At 39.2% G+C, this 15,342-nt stretch carries 10 protein-coding genes and 1 pseudogene; all 11 read right to left on the reverse strand.

Translation table 11 applies throughout. The features are described 5' to 3' along the window. Positions 1 to 417: 417 nt before the first annotated feature. The gene (locus H9649_RS06225) at positions 418 to 3,660 is read right to left on the reverse strand and encodes a hypothetical protein (protein ID WP_191693856.1); all 3,243 of its coding nucleotides are present in this window, start codon (positions 3,658 to 3,660) and stop codon (positions 418 to 420) included. A 101-nt stretch (positions 3,661 to 3,761) separates the two neighbouring features. Further along, entirely contained in the window at positions 3,762 to 4,241 is a 480-nt protein-coding gene (gene rlmH / locus H9649_RS06230) for a 23S rRNA (pseudouridine(1915)-N(3))-methyltransferase RlmH (protein ID WP_191693857.1), read from the reverse strand. 79 nt (positions 4,242 to 4,320) lie between these two features. Continuing rightward, positions 4,321 to 4,485, reverse strand: coding sequence for a CxxH/CxxC protein (locus H9649_RS06235; protein WP_191693858.1), 165 nt, complete (start codon positions 4,483 to 4,485; stop codon positions 4,321 to 4,323). Positions 4,486 to 4,691: 206 nt separating this feature from the next. Then, positions 4,692 to 5,967, reverse strand: a pseudogene (locus H9649_RS06240) (S1C family serine protease). Between the two features lie 558 nt (positions 5,968 to 6,525). Beyond that, positions 6,526 to 7,314 carry an MBL fold metallo-hydrolase gene (locus H9649_RS06245; protein ID WP_191693859.1) on the reverse strand — a complete coding sequence of 263 codons (789 nt, stop codon included), beginning with the start codon at positions 7,312 to 7,314 and terminating at the stop codon, positions 6,526 to 6,528. Positions 7,315 to 7,326: 12 nt separating this feature from the next. Then, positions 7,327 to 8,175, reverse strand: a complete 849-nt coding sequence (locus tag H9649_RS06250) for a two-component system regulatory protein YycI (RefSeq protein WP_191693860.1) — start codon at positions 8,173 to 8,175, stop codon at positions 7,327 to 7,329. Then, entirely contained in the window at positions 8,162 to 9,493 is a 1,332-nt protein-coding gene (locus H9649_RS06255) for a YycH family regulatory protein (protein ID WP_191693861.1), read from the reverse strand. Before H9649_RS06255 ends, H9649_RS06250 begins: the two co-directional genes overlap by 14 nt. Then, positions 9,484 to 11,310, reverse strand: a complete 1,827-nt coding sequence (gene walK / locus H9649_RS06260; RefSeq protein ID WP_191693862.1) for a cell wall metabolism sensor histidine kinase WalK — start codon at positions 11,308 to 11,310, stop codon at positions 9,484 to 9,486. The genes H9649_RS06255 and walK overlap by 10 nt, the downstream gene beginning before the upstream one ends. Before the next feature lie 6 nt (positions 11,311 to 11,316). After that, complete coding sequence (gene yycF, locus H9649_RS06265; protein WP_191693863.1) at positions 11,317 to 12,027, reverse strand: response regulator YycF; 711 nt, start codon at positions 12,025 to 12,027, stop codon at positions 11,317 to 11,319. Between the two features lie 211 nt (positions 12,028 to 12,238). Beyond that, positions 12,239 to 13,702, reverse strand: a complete 1,464-nt coding sequence (locus H9649_RS06270) for a M23 family metallopeptidase (RefSeq protein WP_191693864.1) — start codon at positions 13,700 to 13,702, stop codon at positions 12,239 to 12,241. Positions 13,703 to 13,977: 275 nt separating this feature from the next. Beyond that, positions 13,978 to 15,333 (reverse strand): replicative DNA helicase, encoded by a 1,356-nt coding sequence (gene dnaB / locus H9649_RS06275; protein ID WP_191693865.1) that lies wholly within the window; start codon positions 15,331 to 15,333, stop codon positions 13,978 to 13,980. Between the last annotated feature and the right edge of the window lie 9 nt (positions 15,334 to 15,342).

Here is a 15,342-nt window from a genome sequence, read left to right on the forward strand (position 1 = left end):
AATACCATTTTTTCTAAAAGAGATGCTGCTAGAATCACACAATTCTACCGAAAAAACAACAAATAGAATTAAACCGGATTTTGGGAAAAATTCTACTCTATATTTTAGAGCCTTAATTGACCAAGAAAAAACATTTACAACAAACAATGGGGTTATGATCTTCAACTATAATAATTAAAACTGAATTACTTTACGAATTCTAATTTAATCAATCTTTCTCTACCATATTTTCTTACTTAACAAATACAGTACCATTCCCACTACTTGGCAATGGTACTGTATTTATGTCTCAAATAAAATCATAATTACTTAAGATAAAACACTGTGTAACGAAATTAAATATATTTCACCAAATCAAATAACCATCCGAAATTTGAAAAGTCTTCAAAATAATAACATCCAATTGTTTTTCAGGAATTATAATTGCTTATTATTATCTATATCGTAAATTAATGATTCCTTTAAAAACCACTTTAGAATTTCATACATTTTATCCCAATCAATATAAACTTCATATCTTTGAAGAAACCTTGGAATATTACCAATTAATAAATGCCAATTCCCAATGTATTCTTTATCTGATACTCTAGCAAACATTGCATTGTGTATTATCATCATGTGGTGGATTCTGATCTCCTCCACTTTGTAAAGAGAGTATATATCTACAAGGGGTAAACAGGAATGCCATCCATCTGGATATCTTGATACTTCAAGATATCCGATTTGATTATCATTAATATACTTTTTATCCTCTTCATGTATACATCCATATTTAAACGGGATATACTCCTTTTCTTCTTCTTTTGCTTTTTCCTGGATATCTATTCCTTTTTCAACGATTTTTTTCTTGATCTTTTTATCGTCAATCGCCCCTAAAATTCTGTAGCCATTATAATTTATAGAATCGAGAATACGATTACAGTGCTTGCTTTGCAATGGACTTTGAATATCTCCGTATTCAATAGTTTTCCCATAATCATGATATGAAAGCAGTTTATAAACTCTATAATCAATGTGTTTAACATCAAGGCAATTTATTTTCTCAGGTGCTAAATCGAATATATCTACAGGGAAATCATTCTCATTAAATGCACCTATTTGATCCAACTTGTTTATTATAAAATCGTCTTTCATATTTATATAGCTTCCAAGCAAATGTCTAATTCCTTTTTCACTTTGATCCATCACTTTTCTTAATATATCAATCGATTTTAACTCTTCTAAAAAACCATGTTCTTCAAACACGCTTAATGCAGTATCTAGTGTATATACACTATAATCTTTTCGGTTATAATACATTGTCCATACACGATTAATTGAATAAATATCAATCTGTCTCTTTTCATGGTTTACTAACCTTAAAAAAGATTGCGCATATTCTACCGTTTCAAAAGATCCTTTGGAAGCACTTTCTCTTATTATCTCGTCCAAAGATTTCCCATAAAAGAAATTTTTATCTCCTAATTTCCCCATTTCATTAAGTTGATATTTAGCAGATATCAATATTCTTGCTGACCACATACTTCTTATACCATACTTCTCAACGATTTTACTTAATTGGTATTTTGCTATGCTTTCATCGTTTTTCAGGTATTCATCTAGTAATTTAAAATAAATATCCTCTTGGTCCTGATTAATCCAAACACTAACCATATGTCTTATTAAGATATCTTGCTTCTCAAATTCAGTTATACCATTATATTCTAGCTTTTCTATTGTCTCTTTGTAATTTGGTTTGTTTTCTCGTATTTCAAAGTAATGTTGTTCATCATAAACTGCTTCATATAGTGTTTCTATTTGATTTGAATCATACATTCTATCCGTCAAATACCTTTTATATGGTCCCTCCTCCTGTAACTTTAATAGAATGAAAGTATTCCATAAAACGCCCGTACTAAATATCTCTTCCTCTATAATTACATGATTATTCATATATAGAAGAATCTGATACACTAAACCGTCATTTCCAATTAAATCATTACGATTAACCATTTGATAGATTAAGGAAAATGAATAATATTGATATAAATCAAGTACTTCTTCCCGATGCTCTAATAACCTCTTTAACTGGTTATATAATGAGGTTACTGAATTGTAATCTAAAGTCCTTTCAAGTAAATCTGAAAAATTTCCAACATCGCTATACATCAATAATATGTCTTTGTAGAATTTTTCACTAAGGTCAAATGAAGACAATCTTGACATGAAATTAACAGTTCCACTTAACAAACTACTCTGTACAAACTGATTTATTCTATCTTCTAACTGTGGATAATTTTTAATTTCATGCCTCAAGTAGGTGTTAAAACTATCATGAATTAAAGAAATTCTATTCAGTGTTCTTTTAAACAAATATGGATGTGTTTCTACAAACTCCATAATAGCGCCTACTAGGAAGGATTCTTCTAGAATAATTTTAATCTCAGATTCTGTAAAAAAACTATTGTTTGTTGCAAAAATAGATAATAATGTTTTTGGTTTAACTTGATCAAGCAGTAGGACATAATATTGATTTAAACTTTCAATTTCCGGAGTAACATTTATTTCTTTATGTATTTTATAATGTTCAGCAACAAAGTAGGTAATTATAGGATAACCATCGGTAACATTATAAATGTCTCTTACAACTCGATATTCATAGATATTGTAAGCCATCGCTAAATATAATTCGGTTTCTTTAAAACCCCAATTTTCCAACTCCATCTTTTCCCAATTAACTTTAGCTAAAAGTGGTCTCGACAAAACCACTATAGGAGCATCTTCCAGTGAATTAATAAAGTCTATATATAAATCAAGTTCCTTTGGATTGTAATTTTCTACATGATCAAGACCATCAATTATCAGTATCTTTTCTTGCCTAACAATTTCTTGAATTAACTCTGCGATAGTATAACTCTTTGGAGAATTGAAAATTGCTACAGCTATATCATCTAAAAATGCATCAAATTGTAACCGTTTCATAAGTCGTTCATCTTGAGATCCAGTCCAGAATCTATAAACTATTGCGTTATCATATTTTTGAATCAACTCTTTAACATAATGACTCTTACCTACGCCAGGCTTACCAACTATCCATAAAATACCTGTTTCTATACTTTCTATCGGCTCACGTATTAATATCGTTTTGTCACTTAAGTCTATAGACATTCTGATCACTTTAGGCAGATCCTCTACCATAATCATAAAGTTCGAAGAAGTTGTTAAAGAGAAGGCATACTGGATAATCTGAACTTCTCTACTTTCAGTACTAAACATCTCATCAAGTAGATTTTGTACATCACTAGGAGTTAGTGGGATTATTACTACTTCATTTATTATTATTGCTGGTAAACCCAAAAATTCTGAGTCTGTAATAATCTGATCAGTATTAACTATTACAATATTATTTTCGTGTTGATTGTAAACATTTGAGCTTCCTTTGATTCGAAAACTATCTTTACTTATAGAAATGTCATCCAATGAAGTTCCGGGGTAGTTTTTTACCTGAATTCTGTAATTCTTATTGGACTCTAGGTATAAATCATCAAAGTTTCCAGTAGTAATTGCTTCCGATTCAATTTTTTTGATTTTCCTTTCAACATCCATCTTTGCTACGAACAATGTGAATATATAATGTTGATATGTGTAACCTTTGAGTGCATTACGTGCAGCTTGACCCATAATATCCCTCCTTTGTCTCTCATCAATACAATATTTTGCTTAACTATCTACGTGTCAAATAATAAAGTTATTAAAACAATACACTTTTAAAAAAACCGCACTTACTTATGATACGGTTCATTCCGCATAATCCTAAAAGCACGATACACCTGCTCCACCAACACTAGCTTCATCAGCTGGTGTGGGAACGTCATCTTGGAAAACGACAACAATTCATCCGCGCGCTTGTAGACATCACTATGTAAACCAAGCGATCCGCCTATGACGAATACAATCTTGCTCTTTCCGTAAGTCATTAACGACTCGATTGTACCCGCTAATTCTTCAGATGTCTTCTGTTTTCCTTCAATCGCTAATGCAATAACGTGCGCGTCTAGAGCGACTTTGGCTAAAATCCGTTCTGCTTCTTTTTTCTTCACAATCTCCATATCTGCATCACTTAAAGACTCTGGTGCTTTTTCATCCGCCACTTCTATAATATCGACTTTGGCATAGGCGCCGAGTCTTTTTGTGTATTCTTCAATTCCCATTTTTAAATACTTTTCTTTTAGTTTACCTACTGACACAATTGTAATATTCACAGGTTGTCCACCTCTTTTTAAAAGTTATAAACAGAACTTATACACATATCCACAGTACTTATCTACATATTGTGCCCGACTATCCGTTCGCCACAACATAACTTGCGGGCGTGTCGCAGTACGAGCAATTTGTGGATATCTTTTTTTCATTTTCGACATTTTCTAAAATCGGAAATGTTTCCTCTGTAGAAATAAAGTCTTCTATTGCCTGGTCTATATGGATTTCGCAACTGTATTTTTTCATTACAAACACATCTTTCTATATGTATTTTTTGCACAATGTTATTAACATTATTTCATTCTTATCCACATGTCTATAACTTCCACGAAAAAACAGGCAGAATAGCGGTTATTCAGCTATTATGCCTGTTGTGGATAAACGGTTTGTTACATCCTCATGAAAAGTGTAACACTGTATTTAGTTTTCTGCTTCCTTTATTGGTAATTTCGTCAGAAAGTATTGCCGTCTTTCAACACCATTTCGACATCCACCAGCTTACCGTCTCGATACACTTTCATCTTCATGACGTCGCCGACCTCTTTTTCGTTGTATAAATGTTTACGTAAACCGACCATATCGTCTATTTTCTTACCGTCCATTTCCACAATGACATCATACTGTTGCACACCTGCAGTTTCTGCTGGTGTATTGTTGAAAACTTGTGTGACGATGACACCATCTTTTACGGTGTTAGGCAGTTTCAAAACTTCCTGTTGTTGTGATGAAGGAACGTCTCTTAAGTTCAATAAGCTTACACCCATTGTAGGACGGTTTACAGTTCCCGTTTTTTCAAGGTCTTTAATAATGGGGATAGCAATATTAATTGGAATGGCTAGCCCAATCCCTTCGACAGTTTCCTCTGTAATTTTCATAGAGTTAATACCGACAAGCTGTCCAGCCAAATTAATGAGGGCGCCACCTGAGTTGCCGGGATTGATGGCTGCGTCTGTTTGCAGAACGTCTGCCTGCCAGTCGATGGAACCATTTTTATCAAAATCAATAGGGATTGACCGGTCTTTACCGGATACGATGCCCATCGTTACGGATCCTGCGAAACCTAGGCCAAGTGGATTTCCGATGGCGATGACGGGTTCACCTCGTTTTAAAGCGTCCGAATCTCCGAATGTAATGACTGTTTTAACGTTGGTTGCATCGATTTCGACAACTGCCAAGTCCGTCCACATATCACTTCCAATCAGTTTTCCGTCCACTTTAGTACCGTCATCGAAAGTGATTTTCAAGTCCTTGCGAGTTCTCGACGACGTGATGGTTTGTAACAATATACGCTTTACCACCTTCTTTTTTATATATGACGCCAGATCCGCTGCCCGTTTCACGTGTCGTTTCAGTGGACGACCAGAAATCACGTACAGTTTGTAAATTTGTAATGCCAACTACGGTGTCCGCCACTTCTCCGACGACATCCGTCACATCTGTATTAATGTCGACAGAAACTCGTTCACTCGTCAGATTATTTTCTGTCGCCTGGCTGTTTTGGATGCCAGTCCTATCTTTTTCATTGCCAAATGTAGAAGTCATGAGAAACCAAACGATCAGTCCACCGACAATTGCACCGAATAAAGCTGGTAAGAACCCGCCTCGTTGCTTCGTTTTTCGCTGACGTGGAGGCGGAGGTGGATACCGCGGTGGCTCTTCACGCCTTTCAGGTTCAATGATAATTGGTTTGTCGTCATCATTGCGTGGACCTTGATTAAATTCGTCCATTCACCTCTTCCTTTCTATGTACAGTTACAATTAGTTTACCCCAATTTGTATAGTTAGAACCAGATTTGACGAGGTCATTGTTTTTGTTGGATGAGTGCGTTGTGTGGATAGTGCTTATGGATACGAGCGCGCAGACGATGTTTACGAGCGCGACACATGCTTTTATGAGCGCACGACCGCAGTTTACGGGCGCGGCACATGCTTTTATGAGCGCACGACCGCAGTTTACGGGCGCGGCACATGCTTTTATGAGCACGCGATCGATGTTTACGGGCGCGGCTGGACTTTTACGAGCGCACGGCCGATGTTTACGAGCGCGACACATGCTTTTACGAGCGCACGGCCGATGTTTACGGGCGCGACACATGCTTTTATGAGCGCACGATCGATATTTACGGGCGCGGCACACATTTTTACGAGCGCACGACCGCAGTTTACGAGCGCGGGACGGACGTTTATGGGCGCGGCTGGACTTTTACGAGCGCACGATCGATGTTTACGGGCGCGACGCTATGGCCAACCAAAAAACCTCGCTAAATCTAGCGAGGTTTTCATCATTCATACCGTAACAAGCTCGGTCGGTTTCTCTGCATCCGTGTCAAACAGATGCACAAACTCACCAGCGCGGATTCCGCAAGATTCCAATGTTTGTGAAACGCTCATTCTTGCGAGATCTTTCATATTGTTGTCTTTGCTTAAGTGAGACAAATAAATTCTTGTCTCTTTTTCAGCAACAACTTCGCTCATCGCAACTGCCGCATCTTCATTCGATACGTGGCCGACGTCGCTTAGAATACGCCGCTTTACGGACCATGGATAACGGCCCATCTGCAACATACTGACGTCATGATTGCTTTCAAAAACATATGCGTCTGATGCCTGGATATGGGCTTTCATCCGGTCGCTGACGTAGCCTGTATCCGTAATGACGGATAGTTTTCGATCGTTCTCGTGGAAAACGTAGAACATCGGATCGACTGAGTCATGGGAAACTGCAAATGACTGCACGTCAAGCGATCCAAATGACATAGCAGTTTCCATATTAAAATGAAAACGTTGGTCCAACGGAATCTCTCCCACAAGACCATCCATGGCCATCCATGTTTTTTCATTCGCATAGATTGGAACTTTGTGACGTCTTGCGAGTACACCAATTCCTTTAATATGATCGCTATGCTCGTGGGTGACGAAAATGCCATCTACATTAGCCATCGAGCGACCAATACTTACTAACTGTTGCTCCATTCTTTTAGCACTCAGTCCTGCATCGACGAGAAATGCGTGGTCTTCGGTTTCTACATATATTGAATTGCCCGTACTACCACTTGCGAGCACACTAAAACGCATGTTAAAATCTCCTCATTCATCGACTTCTTCATCCTCAAGCTCATCCTCGGGATCGTCTTCCTTCATCTTCTCCAATTTAAAGTCTATTACTTTACCTTCAATTGCATTAATGAAATGTTCCTCAATGCTACCATCCTTCAATTCTACATTAATATTCCACGTCGGGGCAAACACTTGAGACTCAGCTGTCGGCTGGGCACGAGTCGAATAGCCTGGACTCACACTTAATATTTTCGAATCTTGTTTTACATATCCACGTGAAATGAGAGAGCCGACAGCCTCGTCTTGTGACATTAAATCTTTTTTCTTGTTAAAGCTAGTAAAATCCTCCAACATACGCTGTTCATATTTTGTCACTTCGTGATTTTCATCCCAATGGATGATAAGCATCGCATTTGCGCTATAGAAGATTGGTTCTCCGTGCACTTGTTGGAAAAACATCGCAGACCGATTTTTTTTATCAGTCTCCCAATGTTCATATTCTGATCCGTTCCATACATATTTTGTGAGGAAATCCAGGAAGTAGTATTCCCCTTTATTATTTTGGATTGATACCGGTTTATTCATCGTAGATTCAATTTTAGTATTATCTACTATGAATATAGACTGACTCAATAACGATTCCAATTCCTCTTTTGAGAACGTTTTAATTTTTGCAGAGATGTATGAGAAATCGTCCTTTATTGTTTGCGGCAAGTTATACGTAATATTTTCTTGTTTCATTAATTCCTCGATGGATGCCTTTCCAATTGTTTGGACACTTTGTGCATCTGTATGTTGATTGAAATAAAGATTGTAGAGAAAAATATTCAAAATGGAAAAGACGACGATAAATATTGTTTTTGTTTTATTCCAATCCAAATTGGTCACCTCCGTCTTGCTCAGGTGTGTATTCGTACCACTTTCCTTGGTTTCCTTTGATTAAATAAAACCATGTCGGTTCTAAAACATACACTCTTTGGTCGACATCATGTTTCATCATATAGCCTACGCTTATCTCTTCGACTGTCGAAAATTCCACCTTATCGGAGCTCTTCAAAGCATTAGCAACTTCTACACCGGTTGGTAGCTGCACATCTTCATCCAATGGACCGTCAAGGATGTAGTAAGGCCGAATATAACGAAATACACGATTGTCTCCGTAGTATTGGGCAATTTCCGTCATTTCGCTTACTTCGCTGTGTACTGGATAACCTTTTGCAAACAATTGGAACTTTACGTATCTGTAATACGGACTAATATGAGAGAAGCGATACGAATTCGTCCAACCGCCATGTTCATTAATAGAATCAATTACATCCATTAAAAGATCCGCTGATGTAGACGGTTCTCGTGTCTCGGCAGCAGGATGTACAAAATTCAGCATCTTAGAATCCGTATCTACAATCATTGAGGCGTGATCATCACCGAACTCCTCATGCGTCGCATCGACTTGACTTCGTCTAACTGCGTTCGGATCGTTGAAAAGCGCATCACGAAAACGTGTCGGACTAATCTCTTCTTGAAAGTAGGTTAGTTTTTTCATTTGAATTGGTTCGTCAGGTACAGCCAAATAGGTTGTATCCACTTGACCGATTTCCGAGTAATTTAAAAACGTTTCACTTCCAAGGACGAGACTTCGATAGGATTGCATCGTGTATGTTGCGGCAACTCTGCCATAATAATGAGTACCCGTTGCACGGTTCAAGAAGTGTACTTCAAATGAAAGATCTTTCGGATTCCATCTAACGACTAACCGGTCAAAGCTGAACGCAGGAATATTATCTTCTTCAATTTTAAGGATTTCATTATATATTGAAAGCGGAACGTCTCCTTGAAAGTAGAGTGTAAACTGGTTCGGCTGCTCAAAAAAACTGTTCATCTGTTTTTTATTCATTTCCACTGGATCCTTAAGCAATTGCGTAATTTTCCATGTTGCCATTTCATCTATAATCTTTTCAAGGTCTTCTTGTTCAGTTGTACCCTTCAAAAAATCATCAGTTTTAATTAAAAACTTGTAAGGCTTTATTATTTCCTCCACGTTTTTACGTTTCCCAATAGATATATCAACCGTTTGTGACTGATCAATGGGATCGAGCCGAGGCGTGTACGTCCAAATGGACATAGTGAATGTAATACTTAAAAGGACAAGCAGCAACAGGACGATTGACTTGATTGGCTCAATATATTTCAATCCCATTCACCGTCCTCTTGTTGTTCGAATGGCAATGTGAAGAATACAGTCGTCCCTTTTCCTTCTTCACTCTCCGCCCAGATTTCTCCGCCGTGCGCAATTATCATTTCCCGTGCAATAGCGAGCCCGAGTCCTGTTCCACCCATCCCTCTTGACCTTGCGCGGTCAGCACGATAAAAACGATCGAAAATACGATTGACGTTCGCTTTCGGTATACCAAGACCGTCATCTGAAATGATCACTTTAATATAAGTTCCCGATGTCGTAACACCAAATCGGACATCACCGCCGTCAGGAGAATATTTCAATGCATTCGAGATAATATTATCGATGACTTGTGTCATTTTGTCCGTATCAATTTCCACAAACAGATCTGTGGATGGTAATAAACGTTTAAAGTGCACTTTCTGCGACTTCGAGAACTCAAACCGCTCAATGATTGAATTAAAGAAGTGGTTAAATTCCACCCATTCCGTATCTAATTCATATTCTTTGCTATCCATCCTCGACAGTTTCAGAAGGTCATTCACAAGACGAATCATTCGCTCTGTTTCCGTTTGTGTAACTCGCAAGAAATTAGGTGCAATCTCTTCATTTTGCCACGCACCTTCCGCTAGCGCATCTAAATAGCTACGCATTGTTGTAAGCGGGGTACGAAGCTCATGAGATACGTTAGAAACGAACTCGCGTCTCTCCATATCAATTTTCTCTTGTTCCGTATTATCGTGCAGGACGACAATCAATCCATTGACGAAACCTGTCTCTCTTTGTGTCACGGAGAATGTTGCTCGTAAAATATACGGCTCCTCCTGTGTACTGAAATCAAGTGGAAGCGAATCTTTCACTTGTATTAAATCCTCAAATGTATACTCCTGTTCAAGACCTAAAATACTCGAAATTGGCCGGTTTAACACGAGATCGCGGGTCATCCGCAACATCATAAGGGCAGAATCGTTAATCAGACTGACACGTCCTTTCCGATCTGTCGAAATTACGCCGTCCGTCATGTTCTCCAGCACTGACGCCAACTTCCTTTGCTCACTCTCCGTTGTCGATTGCGATTCCTGAAGCTGATTGGTCAAATGATTGAACGCAATTGCGAGCTGGCCCATTTCATCATTGCCATATACATGAACCTTACGTGAAAAGTTTCCTTGCGCCATTTCCTGCGCTTGCCGCCGCATATCAGAAATAGGTCGTGTAAACGTCTGTGCGATGAAAATACCAACGATAATTGTAATTGTTAGTGATACTGCCACTCCTGCAGCGAGAATTTGATTGATTTCATCGATTTGCTTGAACACATTTTCAATATTTGCAGTGACATAGAGCGTCCCAACAACTTCATCAGTATTATTCATGATTGGCGTCACAAGCACCATTACGCGTTTTCGAAGTGTTTCATCATAGTTGATCGCTTCTGAAGGAGACTCTGATGAAATTGCTCTCCTGACGCTATCTTCCATCGATCGTTGGCGAACTAATGATTGGTTGTCCAAAGCAGAACTTGCTAGAATACGAAATTTTGAATCGATAACCCGGATTTCATTAATATCCCCTGAGTCAAAACCTGAAAGGATGGTTTTCAAACTCTTTTCGACTTCTGGATCGTCTGCGGATCGATCTTTTATCATTTCTTCACGCACACTGAATTCAACCAGATTCATCCGGTCGATTACAGATGTCCTGAAATTGGTCGTTAATGTCTCTTCCAGTTCTCTCGCAAAGTATAGACCGATGATCTGCATCGCGACGAGGATGAGCATTATAAAAATAAGCACAAACTTTACGTGGATAGATCGAAAAAAGCCCACTTTCTGCATTTCGTTTTACTCCTGTTCCGGATCACGCAAATAGTATCCAACACCACGTCTAGTCACAATCCAAGTTGGATGACTCGGTACGTCTTCAATCTTTTCGCGTAAACGGCGAATCGTCACGTCGACTGTGCGCACGTCCCCAAAGTAATCATATCCCCATACAGTTTGCAACAAATGTTCACGCGTCATGACCTGACCAATATGCTTGCCTAAATAGTGGAGTAACTCAAACTCGCGATGTGTCAGCTCGATAGACTCTCCACGCTTTTGGACGAGGTATGCATCAGGTTGGATTACGAGGCTTCCAACAGTAATTTCATTTGACGCATCTTCCTGTTCTTCTGATAACGTTTTTGAATGCCTGCGTAAATTTGCCTTCACTCGGGCAATCAGTTCCCGCGTGCCGAATGGCTTCGTCACATAATCATCAGCGCCAAGTTCCAACCCGAGTACTTTATCAATTTCTGAGTCTTTGGCAGTCAGCATAATAATAGGAAAATCATATTTTTTCCGCACTTCCCGACACACTTCCATGCCATCTCGTTTTGGAAGCATAATATCAAGCAACATAATATCCGGTTGAACTTCCTCAACCTTCTCAAGCGCTTCCTCACCATCATACGCACAATAGACAGTGAAACCTTCCTTTTTTAAATTGAACTCTAATATATCAGCGATCGGTCTTTCATCATCTACGACAAGAATCGTTTTATTTTGCATAATTCATTCCCTTTCTCGCCCCACAGGCGACTCTATCTTTGTCTCTAACTTTATCATTAATACGTTCATAACGCACTTCACTAGCAATACTAGTCCTATTACTATTCGATTTAACTTTAAATAATCCTTCTACGTTATTCGTCAAAATATTTCCTGGGGAATAAAAATAGAGACAGTAACAGATATCTGTCCCGTCTCCATTTCCTACTATCTATCGTAACACATTTAGAGGGTTAATATTCGATCCATTCTTAAACACTTCAAAGTGAAGATGCATGCCTGTTGAACGGCCTGTAGATCCCATGACACCTATTTTCGTGCCCTGAGGTACAGTTTGTCCTACCTTCACATCAATAGATGAAAGATGTGCATATAGCGTCTCATAGCCATTGTTATGTGTCACGATAATACGGTTACCATATGTACTATGCCAGCCGACGGTTGTTACAACGCCATTATCTGCTACAAAAATTGAGCGTGATGATGGACGGGCAATATCAATTCCTTGATGAACACGGCCCCACCTTTTACCCATCTGACTTGATACATATCCTCCGTCCGCAGGCCATACAAAGTTTCCTGTACCGCGAGAAGGAATAACTTTCGTACCAACTACTTTCACTTCATGGACAGGCTCTTCAAGTACATGCTCTTCTGCGATGGACTTTCCGATTACTTCACCATTCTTCTTGCGGATACTATACGTGACAGACTTCGTGCCGTCTTTACCAACAGACTTGATTGTCTCTTCACCTTTGTATTGTGTTTCATCTTTTTCAGTGAGCTGTTTGAATTGTATCGGTTGAATTTCTTTTGCCTCATAAATCGCTTCCACTTCAATAAATGGCGCAAGGACTGTCACATTAAGTTCCTGTCCGATTTGAAGCACCGTCTCATCGGTTACTCCCGGATTCAGCTCCATCAACTGAACTGAAGTCATATTATGTGCGTTAGCAATTGTACCAAGAACGTCACCCGCTTGCACAGCATACTTCTTCTCTTCTAATGTTCCCTTATTAAATAACGTCATCGCTTCGTCTACAGTTCGAACAAATTGAGGAGACGTTTTTCCTTCAATTGGTTGTACATCTTCGCTGAATCTCACTTCAGCAAGACGGGTTTCAGACTCTTTCAAGACGGGTATTGGTTCAGTAGATTGTTGTTGGCTTTCAAGTTCTGCAAGTTCCTGTTCAGTAACTGTTTGCAGTTTAAGATTGCGAATCACTTTTTCATAATCGTTTAGATCTTTTACATAGAGTGGTGTCTCGTCTCCAATCTGAAAACCGACTGCTTCAGCTTCTACTGTTAATAGGTCTTGGATTTTGTCTAGAATAGGTTCATCGTCTGAACCGACGGAAAATACTTTTTCCGGCACAATAGACAAATCAGTACTAATGACTAACGGGAGATCTGCAAATTCGGATGCCGCTGTTTGCAACTGTTCCTCTTTCAATTGCTCCAATTTCTTTTCATTAGATAACATGCCAACATATTGACCTTCTGAATAGACATGATAGACAGTATGTAGGGATGACTCGTCTTCAGGTCCATTTGCGAAACCTGAGCTGATGCTAAGACTTGCAAATAATACAGTCACCATTCCAAGCTTTTGAACCTTTTTATATATTGAACTGCTATTTTTACAATCCTTCAACTTTTCTTTCCTAAAAAACATTGTTAAGACTCCTTCCGACCTAGCAACCTAGATAGGTTACTTATCATACTGAAAGATTTACACGCCTCTCCAATTTATCATATTTGCTTGCTCTCTTGTCATTTTCCGACTCTTTGTAATAATTTTGTAGTATTACATCCAAAATTATTTAATTTCTTACATATGTTGGGTTATTGAAATTTCAAGCTAAAATCTTCTGTTCTACCTATTTTGAGTTATCTCCAAAACAAAAAACCTTCATGAGCACACGTGCTCATGAAGGTTTTTTCTAGGATTCATTCATAGGAGGGCATTTCATGCTGGCTCCAGTCGATATTCAAGAATTTGTTGTACTCTTTAGCAAATGCTAGTGTCACCGTTCCAGTCGGACCGTTACGTTGCTTTGCGATAATGATCTCAATCATATTTTGGTTTTCTGTTTCTTTATCGTAATAATCTTCACGATACAAGAACGAAACGATATCGGCATCTTGCTCAATACTTCCCGATTCACGTAGGTCGGACATCATCGGTCGCTTGTCTTGCCGTTGTTCCACCCCACGGGATAGCTGAGAGAGGGCAATAACAGGAATCTTTAATTCACGCGCCAATGCTTTTAATGATCGCGAAATATCGGATACTTCCTGTTGTCGGTTTTCCCCCGACCGACCGCTACCTGCAATGAGCTGTAAATAATCGATCATAATCATGCCGAGTCCATGCTCTTGCTGCAGACGTCTGCATTTCGAGCGGATTTCGTTAACGCGGATACCTGGCGAATCGTCGATGAAAATCCCGGCATTGGACAAGCTACCCATTGCCATCGTCAGTTTTCGCCAATCTTCAGATTCCAAGTTCCCTGTCCTTAGCACTTGCGCGTCAATATTACCTTCCGCACAAAGCATACGCATGACAAGTTGCTCCGCTCCCATCTCAAGACTGAAAATCGCGACGTTCTCATCTGTTTTTGTCGCGACGTTTTGCGCTACGTTCAACGCAAAAGCGGTCTTACCGACGGACGGACGAGCTGCCACGATGATTAGATCATTACGTTGGAAACCTGCCGTAATCTTATCAAGATCCCGGAATCCTGTAGGGATCCCCGTCACTTCACCTTTTCGTGTATGAAGGATTTCAATATTATCATACGTTTCGACAAGGACATCTTTTATATGCTTGAAGTCTCCTGCGTTTTTCCGGCTGGATACTTCCATAATACGTTTTTCAGCTTCGGATAAAACCGCGTCCACTTCGTCTTCTTTTGTAAAACCTTCTTCAACAATGTTTGTCGCAACGCGAATAAGCCGGCGCAGAAGGGATTTCTCTTCAACAATTTTGGCATAGTATTCAATGTTCGCAGCAGTAGGTACCGCATTCGCAATTTCCATCAAATACGAGATGCCGCCAACGTCTTCAAGCTCCTTCTTTGCTGACAGCTCCTCCGTCACAGTCACTACGTCAATCGCTTGGCCGCGATCACTGAGGGTAAGCATTGTATTAAAAATCTTTTCGTGGGCAGTGCGATAAAAATCATCCGCCAATAAAATTTCCGATGCTGTGATCAGTGCTTCAGGCAATAGAAAAATTGCACCGATTACCGATTGTTCAGCTTCATTATTATGCGGGGGGACGCGATCATACACTTGATCCATCGATATCGC

The sequence above is a fragment of the Sporosarcina quadrami genome (genome assembly GCF_014836615.1).
GTDB lineage: Bacteria > Bacillota > Bacilli > Bacillales_A > Planococcaceae > Sporosarcina > Sporosarcina quadrami.

What these genes read in the sequence shown, in the direction of transcription:
- dnaB (WP_191693865.1), bottom strand. Translation starts at nt 15,333, where the DNA reads ATGGATCAAGTGTATGATCGCGTCCCCCCGCATAATAATGAAGCTGAA.
- yycF (WP_191693863.1), bottom strand. Translation starts at nt 12,027, where the DNA reads ATGCAAAATAAAACGATTCTTGTCGTAGATGATGAAAGACCGATCGCT.
- H9649_RS06245 (WP_191693859.1), bottom strand. Translation starts at nt 7,314, where the DNA reads ATGCGTTTTAGTGTGCTCGCAAGTGGTAGTACGGGCAATTCAATATAT.
- H9649_RS06225 (WP_191693856.1), bottom strand. Translation starts at nt 3,660, where the DNA reads ATGGGTCAAGCTGCACGTAATGCACTCAAAGGTTACACATATCAACAT.
- H9649_RS06235 (WP_191693858.1), bottom strand. Translation starts at nt 4,485, where the DNA reads ATGAAAAAATACAGTTGCGAAATCCATATAGACCAGGCAATAGAAGAC.
- walK (WP_191693862.1), bottom strand. Translation starts at nt 11,310, where the DNA reads ATGCAGAAAGTGGGCTTTTTTCGATCTATCCACGTAAAGTTTGTGCTT.
- H9649_RS06270 (WP_191693864.1), bottom strand. Translation starts at nt 13,702, where the DNA reads ATGTTTTTTAGGAAAGAAAAGTTGAAGGATTGTAAAAATAGCAGTTCA.
- H9649_RS06255 (WP_191693861.1), bottom strand. Translation starts at nt 9,493, where the DNA reads ATGGGATTGAAATATATTGAGCCAATCAAGTCAATCGTCCTGTTGCTG.